The 13,465-nt window shown below is 70.7% G+C and carries 10 protein-coding genes and 1 tRNA gene; 5 read left to right on the top strand and 6 right to left on the bottom strand.

Translation table 11 applies throughout. The features are described from left to right. Window positions 1–19: 19 nt before the first annotated feature. Entirely contained in the window at window positions 20–1,195 is a 1,176-nt protein-coding gene (locus ACIA5C_RS26105; protein ID WP_396058992.1) for a low temperature requirement protein A, read from the bottom strand. Further along, complete coding sequence (locus ACIA5C_RS26100; RefSeq protein WP_396058990.1) at window positions 1,188–1,610, bottom strand: GNAT family N-acetyltransferase; 423 nt, start codon at window positions 1,608–1,610, stop codon at window positions 1,188–1,190. The genes ACIA5C_RS26105 and ACIA5C_RS26100 overlap by 8 nt, the downstream gene beginning before the upstream one ends. 203 nt (window positions 1,611–1,813) lie before the next feature. On the opposite strand from ACIA5C_RS26100, the gene ACIA5C_RS26095 reads away from it, so the two are divergent. Beyond that, entirely contained in the window at window positions 1,814–5,155 is a 3,342-nt protein-coding gene (locus tag ACIA5C_RS26095) for an Hsp70 family protein (protein ID WP_396058988.1), read from the top strand. Window positions 5,156–5,200: 45 nt separating this feature from the next. Here ACIA5C_RS26095 and ACIA5C_RS26090 read toward each other — a convergent pair whose 3' ends face one another. Beyond that, window positions 5,201–6,286, bottom strand: a complete 1,086-nt coding sequence (locus tag ACIA5C_RS26090) for an ABC transporter ATP-binding protein (RefSeq protein WP_396058986.1) — start codon at window positions 6,284–6,286, stop codon at window positions 5,201–5,203. 136 nt (window positions 6,287–6,422) lie between these two features. Between ACIA5C_RS26090 and ACIA5C_RS26085 the strand changes: the two genes are divergently transcribed. Further along, window positions 6,423–6,496 (top strand) — tRNA-Thr (locus tag ACIA5C_RS26085). A gap of 56 nt (window positions 6,497–6,552) precedes the next feature. Here the strand turns inward: ACIA5C_RS26085 and ACIA5C_RS26080 are convergent. Together ACIA5C_RS26080 and ACIA5C_RS26075 are read right to left on the bottom strand one after the other, a co-directional pair. Beyond that, entirely contained in the window at window positions 6,553–7,254 is a 702-nt protein-coding gene (locus tag ACIA5C_RS26080) for an HAD family hydrolase (RefSeq protein ID WP_396058984.1), read from the bottom strand. A gap of 21 nt (window positions 7,255–7,275) precedes the next feature. Further along, on the bottom strand, window positions 7,276–8,118 hold the full coding sequence (locus tag ACIA5C_RS26075) for a helix-turn-helix transcriptional regulator (RefSeq protein ID WP_396058982.1): 843 nt from the start codon (window positions 8,116–8,118) through the stop codon (window positions 7,276–7,278). Between the two features lie 135 nt (window positions 8,119–8,253). Here ACIA5C_RS26075 and ACIA5C_RS26070 point away from each other — a divergent pair, with 135 nt between their 5' ends. Both ACIA5C_RS26070 and ACIA5C_RS26065 read left to right on the top strand, forming a co-directional pair. Then, the gene (locus ACIA5C_RS26070) at window positions 8,254–9,438 is read left to right on the top strand and encodes an MFS transporter (RefSeq protein ID WP_396058980.1); all 1,185 of its coding nucleotides are present in this window, start codon (window positions 8,254–8,256) and stop codon (window positions 9,436–9,438) included. A gap of 107 nt (window positions 9,439–9,545) precedes the next feature. Then, window positions 9,546–10,124 carry a helix-turn-helix transcriptional regulator gene (locus ACIA5C_RS26065; protein WP_396058978.1) on the top strand — a complete coding sequence of 193 codons (579 nt, stop codon included), beginning with the start codon at window positions 9,546–9,548 and terminating at the stop codon, window positions 10,122–10,124. Here the strand turns inward: ACIA5C_RS26065 and ACIA5C_RS26060 are convergent. Further along, on the bottom strand, window positions 10,117–11,448 hold the full coding sequence (locus ACIA5C_RS26060) for a glycoside hydrolase family 16 protein (protein WP_396058976.1): 1,332 nt from the start codon (window positions 11,446–11,448) through the stop codon (window positions 10,117–10,119). The two genes, ACIA5C_RS26065 and ACIA5C_RS26060, sit on opposite strands and share 8 nt — an antisense overlap. 176 nt (window positions 11,449–11,624) lie before the next feature. On the opposite strand from ACIA5C_RS26060, the gene ACIA5C_RS26055 reads away from it, so the two are divergent. After that, the gene (locus tag ACIA5C_RS26055) at window positions 11,625–13,457 is read left to right on the top strand and encodes a BTAD domain-containing putative transcriptional regulator (RefSeq protein WP_396058974.1); all 1,833 of its coding nucleotides are present in this window, start codon (window positions 11,625–11,627) and stop codon (window positions 13,455–13,457) included. Window positions 13,458–13,465 lie beyond the last annotated feature (8 nt).

Raw genomic sequence — 13,465 nt, 5'->3', positions numbered from 1 at the left:
TTACCGGGGCGGGCCGCACCTACCCCACCGGGTCGGGAACCCTCCGCCCCAGCGTCACCGAAATGGCCACCGGCACGACCAGGACACCGGCGATCACCTTGATCGGCTCCGGTCCGAGCGGCGCCAGCAGGATCAGCACCGTGCCGGCCGGGAACACGACCAGCATCACCCCGCTCTGATGCGGCCGCAGATGCAGCAACCACACGAAGAACAGATAGACCGCGACCGGCACCGCCACCGCGTACCCGTTGAGCGTCGCCGAGATCTCGGCCGACCCGGCCGCGTGATCGACCGCCACCGACAGCCCCGCACCGACCGCGGCCGCCGACGCGAAGATGAAGTAGTGGCCGTACCCCCACATCATCGATCCGCGCAGCGTGTTCAGCAGGTTGTGGGCCGAGCGATCGAAGTAGATCCACCACAGTGCGAACACGATCACCAGCCCGGCGACCGCCAGTTCGAGCAGCGGCCGCGTCTCGTGGCCGCCCTCATCGAGCGCACCCCGCACGGCCAGCGTCGCCGCCGACACCGTCTCACCCAGCACGATCAGGGTGAACAGGCCATATCGCTCGACGATGTGATGCGGGTGGAACGTGGTCGGGCCGCCCCGCCCCCGCTCAGCCCCGATCGGCACCAGCAGTTCCGCGACCACGAGCAGCAGGAACGCCGCCAGCAGCAGGCCGTCCGGCAGCAGCAGCCGCAGCAGCCAGAGCACCTGCACGACGGCCACGCCGATCGCGTACCGCAACGCCACCGGCCGCCGCTCCCGGTCGGCCCGGGCCGCACGCAACCACTGCCCGACCAGCGCCAACCGCATGATCACGTAACCGGTCGTGACAACCGTGAAGTCGCCCCGGTCGAACGCCGGCTCGATCCCCGCCGCCAGCACCAGCGCGCCCGCGATCTGCACCAGCGTCGTGATCCGGTAGACGTCGTCGTCGGTGTCGTACGCCGAGGCGAACCAGGTGAAATTCATCCAGGCCCACCAGATCGCGAAGAACACCAGCAGGAAATGCCCCACCCCGAACGCCACGTGACCCTCGGCGATGCTGTGGTGCAGTGGCCCGCCGGCCGCCGCCACCGCCACCACGAAACACAGGTCGAAGAACGCCTCGAGCGACGTCGACGCCCGATGCGGCTCCAATGTTGACCGCGCCCGCATCGGGCTGATCCAGCTGCGCACCGGGCTAGACATTTTCCACCAGATCCCAGTTGAGCAGCACGAACGTAGTCTCCTCGCCGGAACCCGCCCGCCGGTAGGTGGCCAGCGCCGCCTCGTTGTCGGTCTCGGTGCCCACCCACATGCCGTAGCAGCCGCTCGCCCGCGCAACCTCGGCCAGCGCCGCCACCAGACCCGAGCCGACCCCCTGCAACCGAGCCGCCGGCGCCACCCCCAGCTCGTAGATGAACATCTCGGTGCCCTTGTCGGGATGGGTCATCTCCACCCCCGAGATCATCCCGACCGGCCGCCCCGCATCGTCGTAGGCGAACAGCAGATGATGCCCCGGCGCGGCCAGAAACTTCTCGGTAGCCGCCGGCAGCGGCGGCGAATCGAAGAGATCGGCCCCCCGCAACACCGCCGCGACGTCGGTGACCCGCTCAATCCGCATGGGGCCAATCTAGGACGTGGTCCGGCCGGACGGCCCGCCGCCGACTCCGGAAGAGATACGGGGCCGTCCCACCCGCCCCGGCCACTCCGCCGGGCGCCGTCGCTGCCCACCCTCCGCGCGCCGCCGCCGGGCGGGCCCGCCCGGTCACCCTGGTCGGCCCGTAGAGTGTCGGCCGAGACGGATGGGGCGGAAGGGTGAGCGGCATGTTGCTCGGCGTCGATCTGGGCACCTCTCACACTGTCGCGATGCTGCGGCGGCCCGACGGTCGCACCCGGCCGCTGCTGTTCGACGGGCGGCCACTGCTGCCGTCCGCCGTCTATCTCGACACCACCGGCCGGCTGCACGTCGGGCCGGACGCGCTGCGGCTCGGGCACGCCGATCCGGGCCGGCTCGAACCCCATCCCAAGCGCCACATCGACGAAGATTCCGTGCTGCTGGGCGACACCGAGGTCCCGGTCGCCGACCTGCTGGCGGCGGTGCTCGGTGCGGTCGCACGGGAGGCGGTCGCCACGGCCGGGTTCCTGCCGCCGGCCGTCCTGACCTATCCGGCAAGCTGGTCCGCGCCGCGCCGGGAGGTCCTGGCCGAGGCGCTGGCCCGGGCGGGCTGGCCCCGCGACACCCGGCTGGCCCCCGAGCCGGTAGCGGCAGCGCACTACTTCACCGAGGTGCTCGGCCGCTCGGTGCCGGTCGGCGCCTCACTGGCCGTCTTCGACTTCGGCGGCGGCACCCTGGACGTGGCGGTGGCCCGCAACGACGGCGACCACTTCGCGGTGACCGCCTCCGGCGGCGACGACAACCTGGGCGGCCTCGACCTCGACGCGGCCCTGGTCGAACACTTGGGAAAGTCGTTGTCGGGCAGCGAGCCGCAGGCGTGGCGCACCCTGAACGCCCCGGTGACGCTGGCCCAGTGGCGGGCACGGCGCGAGTTCTTCCAGAGCGTCCGCGGCGCCAAGGAGATGCTGTCGCGCACCTCGTACGCTCCGGTCCCGGTCCCCGGCGTAGAGCAGGCGGCCAACCTCACCCGCGACGAACTCGAGGCCGCAGCCGCCCCCTTGACCGACCGCGCGGTGGCGGAAACCCGCGCCACCATCGCCGCAGCCGGCCTCACCCCACCCGACCTGGCCGCCCTGTTCCTGGTCGGCGGCGCCTCCCGCGTCCCGCTGGTCGCCCGCCTCCTGCACAGCACGCTGGGCATCGCCCCGACCATCCTCGAGCAGCCCGAATTCCCGGTAGCCGAAGGCGCCACCCTGATCCCTCCACCCACCACAACCGCACCAACGCAGCGGCCCGCCCCCACCCCCGCGAGCATCCCCTCGCCGGCCGCCGCACAAGCAGCCATCCCCAGCCAGCTTTCTCCGGCGGCAGGCGCTGCCTTGTCAACGCAGGCAGCCGACGCTACGCAAGCAGGCATCACCCACCCGGTTGCTCCGGGAGCCCCTTTCGATAGGACGGCCCCCACCCAACCGGGCCCTGACATGCATGCCGGACGGGCGGGTCACTCCCGGCCTACGGAAGGGGCCGGAAGCGGCAATCCGGCGAGGCCGGTGCAATTCGCGGTCGGCGTGGGCACCGCGGCCACCCCGACGCCGACTCCGCGGACGGTGCCCAATGAGCCACCGCCGATCACCGATACCCGGGCCGACAGTGCGCCCATCACGCCGACCATGCCGGGCAGCAACGGCATTTCCGCCGGTGAAGGGCGACCGAGCGGTCCCGCAGCGTCAGGCAACGCGAGCCCGAACGGCCGCGCCCCGGAGGCTGGCCCACCCACACCCGGCGAGAACATGAGACTCCCAGCGACAGCCGCCGAAAGCGCAGACCCCCCGGCGGCAGCCCCGAAGATCCCAGCCGGCTACCCAGTAGCGGCACAAACCCCCGCGGGTCACCCCGCCCCACCGCAAACCCCATTGGGTGGCCCCGCGACAGCGCCAAGGACACCAGCGGACCAGCCAGCAGCAGCGCCTGGCAACCCGCCCGGCCGCGCGGCGGCAGCAGCGCCCAAGGCACCGGAAGGCCCGGCTCGCCCGGCACCAGCACCACGAGCGGCCGCCCAGCACGACGACCGGGTCTATGCCGAGCCGGTCGACCCCTGGGCGACCGGCGAGGCGGCCGCGATCGCGGCCGGTGGGCACGGGCTGTTCCCCACCTCACCGGCGGCGCCCTCGCTGCATCACCCGGAGGCGCCGGCCGGAAACGAGCGCGGAAAAGCGCGCCGGAGGGCGTACGTCCTCATCGCCGGCGCCGTTGCCGTCCTGCTGATCGTCGGCGGGGTTTCGGTCTGGTACTTCTGGCCCGGCTATCGCGGGCTCGACTATCAGACGCTGAGTGTGGTCGGGCATGTGCCGGCGGCCGTCCCCCTGAGCTATTCGTTCGCGGACGCCGAGGTGCGCGGTGACCGGGTCTATTTTGCGAGCTCGGACGACGGCCGCATCGGCGTCGTCGCCGCCGACGCCGGCGGCGGGAAGAAGCCGGTTGTCTGGAGCAGCGCCGAAGGTGGCCAGGCTGATCGATGGGAGTCGATGACCGCGCTCGCCGACGGGGTGGCGCTGCTGTCCGGGAGTGATCTCAACAGCCAGCGCCGGCTGGTTGTGCTCCGCGGCAAGGACGGGCATTCCGCCTGGTCACGCACGATAGGCAGCAACGACTACGTCTACTACGTCGGTGACGTCGCGGTGCTCGCCGACAATGCCGGGCACCAGCTGATCGGGTTGCGGCAGAGCGACGGCACACCGAAGTGGCGGCTCGCCAACCCGAAAACCGACTACGGCTCGACCGCGGTCTTCTTGGCCACCACGACGAAAGACCTGAGCGGCCCGGCCACCGTGAAGGGGCGGCCGCTCGACCCCGACACCGGCGACGACACCCGCATCGTGCAGGTCAGCGCGGACCGGTCGGCCCGGGTGGTCGACGCGGAAGCCGGCACGGTGGTGACCGGGACGCCCGGCGTGGCCGGCACCGACGACGAAGTGGTCGCCAACGACGGGCGGTTGATCGTCCGGCAGTCCGAGGGCACCCAGCGGATCGTCTCGTACGACCTGGGCAAGCTCGGCGAACCCAAGGTGCTCTACACGGCGCAGGGCGAGAACGGCCACCTCAGCCACCTCGCCCCGTGCGGAACGAAGAAGATCTGTTTCGTGGAAGACGCCGGTTACGACTCGAAAACCGACGTGGTCACCGCCGTCGACCTCGACAAAGGCGGCCGGATCTGGAAACGCCCGCTCGCCGGCGTCGACGGCCTGGTGCCGGTCGGGCCGGCACTGCTCGTCGACAACCAGTCCCAGACCACGCTGCTCAACGGCAACGGCAAAACTGTCTGGGCCAACGGCGGCGCCGCGGCCCGGCTCGACGGCGGCAACCTGCTGCAGTTCGCGAAGCCGCTCTCCGGCTACTCCGACGACCCGGCCCTCGCCGGCCAGCATCTCGGCGACCAGCCGGTGCAACTCGGGCCGCTCAACGACGTCCGCACCGACACCTGCTCCTGGAACAAGTCGGTCATCGCGTGTGTCGGCGACAAAGACTTCGTCATCCTCAAGTTCGCAAAATAAAAACGGGCGACCCGAAAGGGCCGCCCGTTTCCGTAATGCCGGAACTCAGATGCGCTGGCCGGATGTGGCGTTGAACAGGTGGATGGAGCTCGTCTGCGGCCGGATGTAAACCGTCTCGCCCATGCTCGGCATGTTGCGCCGGTCGGTCCGCACCACGAACCGCTCCGAACCGCCGTCCAGCGCCGCGTGCCCGTACACGTTCGCGTCCGAACCGAGGTCCTCGACCAGGTCGACCACGACCGGCAGCGAGTTCGTCGACTCCGACACCAGGTCGGCCGCCTCCGGGCGGAAACCGACCGTGACCTTGCCGTCGCCGCTCTGCGCCGCCGCGACCTGCTCGCGGGTCAGCGGAACGTCCAGAGCGCCGAACGTGGCGCCCGTCTCGGTCAGCGGAACCGTCTTGAGGTTCATGGCCGGCGAACCCATGAAGCCGGCGACGAAAACGTTGCCGGGCGTGTCGTACAGCGCACGCGGGGTGTCGACCTGCTGCAGCTCACCGTCGAGGAGCACCGCCACGCGGTGACCCATCGTCATGGCCTCGACCTGGTCGTGCGTCACGTAAACCGTTGTGACACCCAGCTTGGCCTGGAGCGTCGCGATCTGCGAGCGGGTCTGCACCCGGAGCTTCGCGTCCAGGTTCGACAGCGGCTCGTCCATGAGGAAGACCTGCGGCTCACGCACGATCGCGCGACCCATCGCCACACGCTGACGCTGACCACCGGAGAGGGCCTTCGGCTTCCGCGAGAGGTATTCCTCGAGCTGCAGAAGCGCCGCCGCCTCCTTCACCCGGCGGTCGATCTCCGCCTTCGAGGTCTTACGCAGCTTCAGCGCGAACGCCATGTTCTCGTACACCGACATGTGCGGGTACAGAGCGTAGTTCTGGAAGACCATCGCGATGTCGCGGGACTTCGGAGGCAGGTTGGTGACGTCCTTGCCCTCGATCAGGATGCGGCCCTTGTCGACATCTTCAAGGCCGGCGAGCATGCGCAGGCTGGTCGACTTGCCGCAACCGGAGGGGCCGACCAGAACGAGGAACTCCCCGTCACCGATCTCCAGGCTGAGCTCGTTGACAGCCGGACGCTCAGAGCCCGCATAGATCCGGGAGGCATGGTCGTAAGTAACGGTGGCCATGGTTGAACCAACTTTCTTTCCACCGGCAGGAACGTGCCGGACGATCCGAGTGGAGGAACAGCGCTGTAAACGTAAAGCTTTTTACGTGACCTGCCAAGCAGGCCGCCGAGAAACAGGACGTTATGCTGATCCCCACGCCCCTGTAGCTCAGTTGGCCAGAGCACCCGTCTTGTAAACGGGAGGTCGTCGGTTCGACCCCGACCGGGGGCTCCGTTTTTGGCGCGTTTCCGTGGAAACTGTCCGCTGCCGCCGGGCCCGGCGGCAGCTCATCGCCGGACGGCGTCGTCCGGTGCGCCGACCAGGGCCGGGAGATCGGCCATCGCCGTGAAGACATGGCTGGCGCCGGCGTCCAGCAGCACCTTGGGCGGGTGGTGAGCGGGGCTGTCCGGCGGACAGAAGCCGAAGACGGTGGCACCGGCGGCCACGCCCGCGGTCACCCCGGGAACCGTGTCCTCGACGACGGCGGCCCGGGCGGGGTCGATGCCCAGCGAGGCCGCCGCGGCCAGGTAGACGTCGGGAGCGGGCTTGCTGCGGGGCTGGTCCATGCCGCTGAACATCTTGCCGGCGAAGACCTCGTCCAGGCCCACCTTGTGAAGCTGCAGCCGCACCTTGCCGAGGTCGGCGCCGCTGGCACAGGCAATCATGCCGCCGGTCAACTTGTCGATCTCGTGGACCGCGGCCACCGCCCCGGGAATGGGCTCCAGCGACGCCTCCAGGGCGGCGTTGCGGCGGAGGCGGAAGTCGAGCAGCCATTCCTCGGTGACCACGAAGCCCGTGTGGGCGGTGATGATCGCAGTCTCGTCCTTGAGCGCCCGCCCGACGAAGAGCCGGAAGCAGTCGTCGGCGCTGATCTGCCAGCCCAGCTCCTGAAGCATCGTCCGGAGCACCCCGTTCGTGATGCTCTCCGAGTCGACGAGAACTCCGTCGCAGTCGAACAGCACGGCGTCGAACGAATCGGGGTCGGCCATGACCGCGAGGCTACCCGGTTCTTATCGGTGCGCCGGCTGAGCTACGGGCAGCCCGGCCGAGGCCAGCAGGGCCAGTTTCTCGTCGTCGGCCGACCCGGCGTCCGGGTGATAGAGGACGAGCATCAGGCCGTCCGATCCGCCGATGGCCAGCCGTTCCCGGTTGAGCACGAGTTCCCCGACCTGCGGGTGGTTGAACCGGATCGTCGTTCCGACCTGGGCCCGCACCTCGTGGCGCGCCCAGAGCCGGCGGAAATGGGCGCTGCCCAGCGAGAGCTCCCCGGTCAGCTCGATGAACCGGGGATTTTCGATGTCGGTGCCCACGGCCTGGCGCAGGCTCGCCACGTAGCATTCCGTCATGGCCGCCCAGTCCGGGTAGTAGGCCTGCTCGGCCGGGCTCAGGAACAGATCTCTCAGCTGATTGCCGCCCTCGGTCAGGCCGGGCGAGAGGGCTCGGGCGAGGCTGTTCGAGGCCAGGATGTCGAAGTAGCGCCCCTCGATGAACGCGGGCTGGACCAGCGAGTCGAGCAGTTTGAGCGCGCCGGCCGGAACGACCTCCTTGCGGGGTCGGCGTGCGCGCTTGCGGGGAGCGTCCGCGACCAGCGTCAGAAGGTGGGCCAGATGCTCGTCGTCGAGCCGGAGCACCCGGGCGATCGATTCGAGCACCTGAACGGACGGGTGACGATCGCGGCCCCGCTCCAGGCGGAGGTAGTAGTCCGCGCTGATGCCGGCGAGCATCGCGACCTCCTCGCGCCGTAAACCCGGCACCCGCCGCACGCCCGTGTCCGGGATGCCGGCCTGCTCCGGTGTCACTCGCGCCCGCCGGGCGCTCAGAAACGCGCCGAGAGTGTTCGGTTTCTCGCTCACCGATCCATCGTATGGCCGGGCCGGGCGGTCTCCGGGGGTCCTGCTGGACCCCCGGCTCTTCAGGGCTCTGGGGCGGCCGGTCGGGCGCGCCTAGCGTCCGAATTCGAAGCCGACCACGACGACCAAGGTGGAATCTTGACCAACACGACCATGCCGGCCGAGGCGCCGGCCACGGAGCGTCCGCCCTCCTGGGCCGGCGTCCTCTCGCTGAGCCTGGGGATCTTCGCCATCGTCATGTCGGAGTTCCTGCCGGCCAGCCTGCTTCCGAGCATCGCCGGCGATCTCCATGTGTCGGCCGGCGCGGCCGGGCAGGCGGTGACCGTGACCGCGTTCGCCGGCGCCCTGTCGGCGCTGCTCATCTCGGTCGTCCTGCCCCGGGCCGACCGGCGGCGGGTGAAGATCGGCCTCACGCTGCTCGCCGTCGTCTCCAACCTCGCCGTCGCCGCGGCGCCGAACCTGTACGTCCTGCTGGCCGCGCGGCTCCTGCTCGGTGTCGCGCTCGGCGGATTCTGGGCGATGGCCACCGCGATGGCCGCGCATCTGGTGCCGTCCCAGCATCTCGGCCGGGCCCTGACGCTGATCAACTCCGGCGTCGCGGCGGCCACGGTGGCGGCCGTACCGGTCGGCGCCTGGCTGGGCCACGTCTGGGGGTGGCGGGGCGTGTTCCTGCTCGGCTCCGGTGTCGCGGGGGTTGCTCTGGCCGTACAGGCGGCGACTCTGCCGCACCTCACGCCCGCCGGAACGAGCGGGCTCCGCGCCCTCGGTTCGGTACTGCGTTCCGGCGTCGTCCTGGCCGGGCTGTCCGCCATCCTGCTGATCTTCGGCGGCCACTTCAGCGGATTCACCTACATCCGGCCGGCCGCGGAGAGCATGTCCGGAATGGGCGCCGACGGCTTCGCCGCGCTGCTTCTGGTGTTCGGCATCGCCAACTTCCTCGGTACGGCGCTCGCCGGGCCCTTGGCCGACCACTCGCCGCGTACCGGCGCGTTCCTGTTCCCCGCCGTGCTGGGGGTCGGAATGCTCGTCATGTATGTCAGTGGCGGTACGACGGCCGGCCTGTTCATCGCCGCCGTGGTGTGGGGCTTCGGCTTCGGCGGCGTGCCCACAACGGTGCTGAGCTGGGGCGCCCGAACCGAGCCGGAGCGGCTGGAACAGATCGGCGGGGTAATCGTCACGATCTGCAACATCGCGATCTCGCTCGGTGCGATCGTGGGCGGGATCCTCGTCGACCAGGTCGCGGCCGAGGTGCCCCTGCTCGTCGGCGGCATCGGCGCGATTGCCGGCGCGGCGCTGCTCACGAGTCTGCACAAGCGCGGATGACGAGGCCTCGCGCCGTCCTGACCTGCGCTTTCACCGCGATCTGACCTCGCAATGACCGTCGTGCCGATCCTCGGCCGAAAGCAGCGGACGGCACGAGGGGGAACGTCATGGGTTCTGTGATCCGGGTCGGGGTGCGCGGACTGCCGCCGGTGGTCGCGGACGGGGTGCGCGGGTGGTTGCGCGGCGACCGGCGATTCGTGCCGGTCGGAGCCGGGACCGCGGCGAACGTCGTCGTCCGGGACCCGGCCTACGACGGCGCCTCGGTCGCGCCGGGGGAACGCGTGGTGGCGTTCAGCCCGGTGACCTCGGCCGAGGCGGCCGGCCGGCTCATGGCGTACGGGGTCGAAGCCGTCGTGCCGCAGAGCCGCCACCGGCGGCACCTGATCGAAGCGATCGTGGCGGTCGCCGGCGGCGACGCGATGCTCATGCCGCGGCCATCCGCGCCCCGGCTGTCGGACCGGGAGCGGATGGCTCTGGCGTGGTGGCTGCGGTCGATGACCAAGGCGTCGGTCGCCCGCCGGATGGGGGTCTCGCCGCATACGGTGGACATGTACATCAAGCGGATCCGGGCCAAGTACGCCGCGGTCGGCTACGTGCTGCCGACCAAGGCCGACCTGCTGGCCCGCGCCCTCGAGGACGGGCTCGTGGGGCCGGAGGACGTGCTGACCGGCCCGGTCGTCAGCTGACCTGGGTGAGGCCCGGAATCGGGTAGACCCGGGTCCAGTCGACGTCGAAAGTGGCCGGTTGCTGGTTGGTGCCGTCGAAGTCGTCGAGCTGGAACGTCTGGTACATCGGCCCGGGCGGGCACTGGATGCACCCCTGGTCGAAGGTGAACCACTGGACGCCGTCGAGGTAGCCGGTGACATGGTTGCCGGTCCACTCGAAGCCGAAGTTGTGCCACTGGGTGAGGTCCACGCCGCACTTCTCGGCCTTCTCCTGCTTCTGGTCGTGCTGCGGGTAGTGCATGAATGCCACGGCGCACTGCTCGCCCGGCGCGCTGTTCTCCATGTAGTCGTACTCGCCGTCGTCCGGCCACGTGCCCGAGTCCGGCCAGAGCAGCGCGACCGGGTGATACTCGTTGCCGTTGTCCGCCCCGGTCGCCTGCGAGCGGGCCCGGATCTCCCAGCGCCCGTACTTCAGCGACGTCTTCGACCCCAGCCAGCCGCTGTCGCCGTCGGCCTCGCCGGTCTCGCGCACATAGGTGCCGGTCACCCGGGTGTTCTTGCCGCACCGCAGGCCGGCGGCGTGGCCGTTCCAGCAGGCGCTGCCGTCACCCGGCAGCGACCACTTCGCCGGGTCCGGGACCGCCGGCGCCGCCGCGCTGCCGTAGTTGAACTCGTCGGAGGCGGCCGTCAGCGGGGTGCCCCAGCCGAGACGGCCGGCCGCGGTGTCCTGATCGGGTGGGGTGGTGGTCGGCGGCGTAGAAGCAATGCTCACCGGCTGGTAGTCGCAGGCCGTCGCGGCCCACGACATGCCGGCCGGGGCGGCGAGCCGGGCGGTGACGTTGGCCCGGGTGGCCCCGGCCGGTGCCGTGAAGTCGCCCGCGATCCGGGTCCAGTGCTCGGTGCTGCCCGCGGTCACCGGCACCTCCGGACCGTTCGTGTGTCCTATGTACGCGCTACCGCTTCCGTACCAGTCGACCTGCATGCGCGCGGTCACCGCGGTGGCCGGGCCGTACGCCCAGGTGTCCATCGCCAAACGCCATTGCTCGCCGGCGGCGACGTCCTTCTGCGGCAGGTACATCTCGGGGTCGGCGCCGTTCGACGACGGCTGCACGTAGGCGTATTTGGCGACCACGTGCGCGGACACGGCAACGCGCGACCCCGCGGCGCCGTTGGTGTGCGCGCCCCAGCCGGTGGTGTCGCGCTCGAGCAGCGGGTTGGCGCAGGAGCTGACCACCGTGCCCGTACGGGCGCCCGCGGCCGTGGCCGCCCGGGCGGTCGCCGCGGCGGCGGTCGCGACCAGCAGACCGCAGGCTACGGCGGCGACCGGTTGTCTGAAGGATTTCATGAGCCCTCCGTGGGAGTGTTTCCCCGCACGCTAGGGGCCCCGCGGCGGTCGGCACACGACCCCCGAACCGGGAACACGACCACGCCCGTGCGGTCAATCCACGGTGAATCGGCAGGTCAGCAGGGGGCGCCGGTGCCCTACTGTGGAATCCGTCGATGTCGATGGGTGGAGTGGTCGTGTCAGAGGAAAACGTGCGGGCGGTGCCGGTTTTCGTGGCGCTCGGCCCGCTCACCGTCACCAACCCGGACGGGCTGCCGCAGGCCATGGCCCCCGGCAAGCGCCGCGACCTGCTGGCCGTGCTGCTGCGCCGCCGGAACGCCTGGGTGTCGGCCGACGAGCTGGCCGAGGCACTGTGGAGCTCCGACGATTACCCGAGCTCGGTGAGTGGCAGCCTCAAGACGTACGTACATCAGCTCCGCAAGATCCTCCCGCCCGGCGCCGACGGGGAACGTCTGGCCGGGCGCCGCGGGGCGTACCGGCTGACCGTACGTCCCGGCGAGCTCGACCTGGAACTGGTCGAGTCCTTGGTGACCTCGGGTGTCACCGCGTTCGGCGAGGGCCGCACCGACGACGCCGTCGCCCTGCAGCGGCGGGCGTTGTCGCTGTGGCGCGGGGCGCCCGACGACGACATCGTCGACGTGGTCACCGCCCGGCACCTGGACGAGGTCCGGTGGACGGCCCGCTACTGCCTGGCCGACGCGCTGCTGCGGCGCGGGGACGCGACCCAGGTCATCCTCCTGCTGCGAGCGGCGCTCGCCGAGGACGCCGTACGGGAACCGGGGTGGGAGCGGCTGCTGCTGGCCCAGCGTGCGGCGGGCTGGCAGGTCGACGCGCTGGCCAGCTACGAGCAGGTACGGGTGGTGCTGCTCGACCGTTTCGGTGCCGAGCCGGGCCGGCGCCTGCAGGAGATCTACCAGACCCTGCTGTCGGAAACGGCCGGCGGTCCGCCGCGCCGGCCGCCCGCCGCGCCGGCGCGCGCGCCCCGTTCTGATCGGGGCTGGACCCGCGCCCTGCTCGCCGCCGGTCTGGCGGTCCTGCTGCTGTCGGTTTCCGGGTCATCGGTCCCGGCGGTGCACTCGACGTCCCCGGCGACCCTGATGGCCCCGCCCACGGCCCGGTCGCCCAAAATCCTTTTCGGACTCGGCCCTGACCCGATCTCGGCCAACAAGTCGCCGCTCATGTCCGCGGGCATCGGCATGGTCAGCGTCTGGTATCACGGGGAATACCAGCTCGAACAGTACGTGAACTGGAAAGACGACGTGATCCCGCGGATCTACGCCTCCGGGCGGGCCGTCCACCTGATCGTCGGCCCGGACAAGCCGGGCGTCTCGATCGACACCAAGTACGGCCGCGCGTGCGGGCAGCAATACCCGCTGGAGCAGGACTTCCTGACCGACATGACCCGGCTGGCCCGCGCGTTCGCCGGTCCCGCCAACGGACCACCGCTCTACGTCTCGATGTTCCACGGCCTGCAGAAGCTCACGTGCGCCAACGACGGCTACCTCTCCGACCCCGCCACCACCGCGTACTACCTGGCGCTCAAGGACCGGTACTTCCAGGTTCTCGACATCTTCCACAAACAGGCGCCGAACGCGAAGGTCGGGCTGAACTGGGACGGCTGGATCGCCTCGTACGACGAACCCCGGAACGGCGCGGGCCGCTCGATGTTCCAGTACTTCGTCGAGGCGATGACCGCCTCCGACTTCCAGAGCTTCAACGCCTTCGTCCCGGAGGGCAACGCCGAGCAGATCCGGCAGATGGTCGCCACGCTCGGCCGGTACGGGCCGGTGATGGTGGCCTATTTCAGCCCGTACCGGGGGCGAGTGCCGAGCTATCAGGCCGATCTACAGGGGACGTTCACACCGGACGCACTGGCGAAACTGGTCTCGGAGGGCCTGTTCGCGTTCAGCTTCCGCGACGATGAGGTGCTCCGCGCGTCCCCGTCCACCATGACCATGGCCACCACCATCGTGCGCGACTACGGCGGGCCGGCGACCCGCGGCGGCTAGCGCCCGAC

The organism is Actinoplanes sp. NPDC051343, assembly GCF_044455125.1.
GTDB lineage: Bacteria > Actinomycetota > Actinomycetes > Mycobacteriales > Micromonosporaceae > Actinoplanes.
Note: the sequence above shows the minus strand (reverse complement) of the source record. Positions and strands in the feature narration are given on the sequence as shown.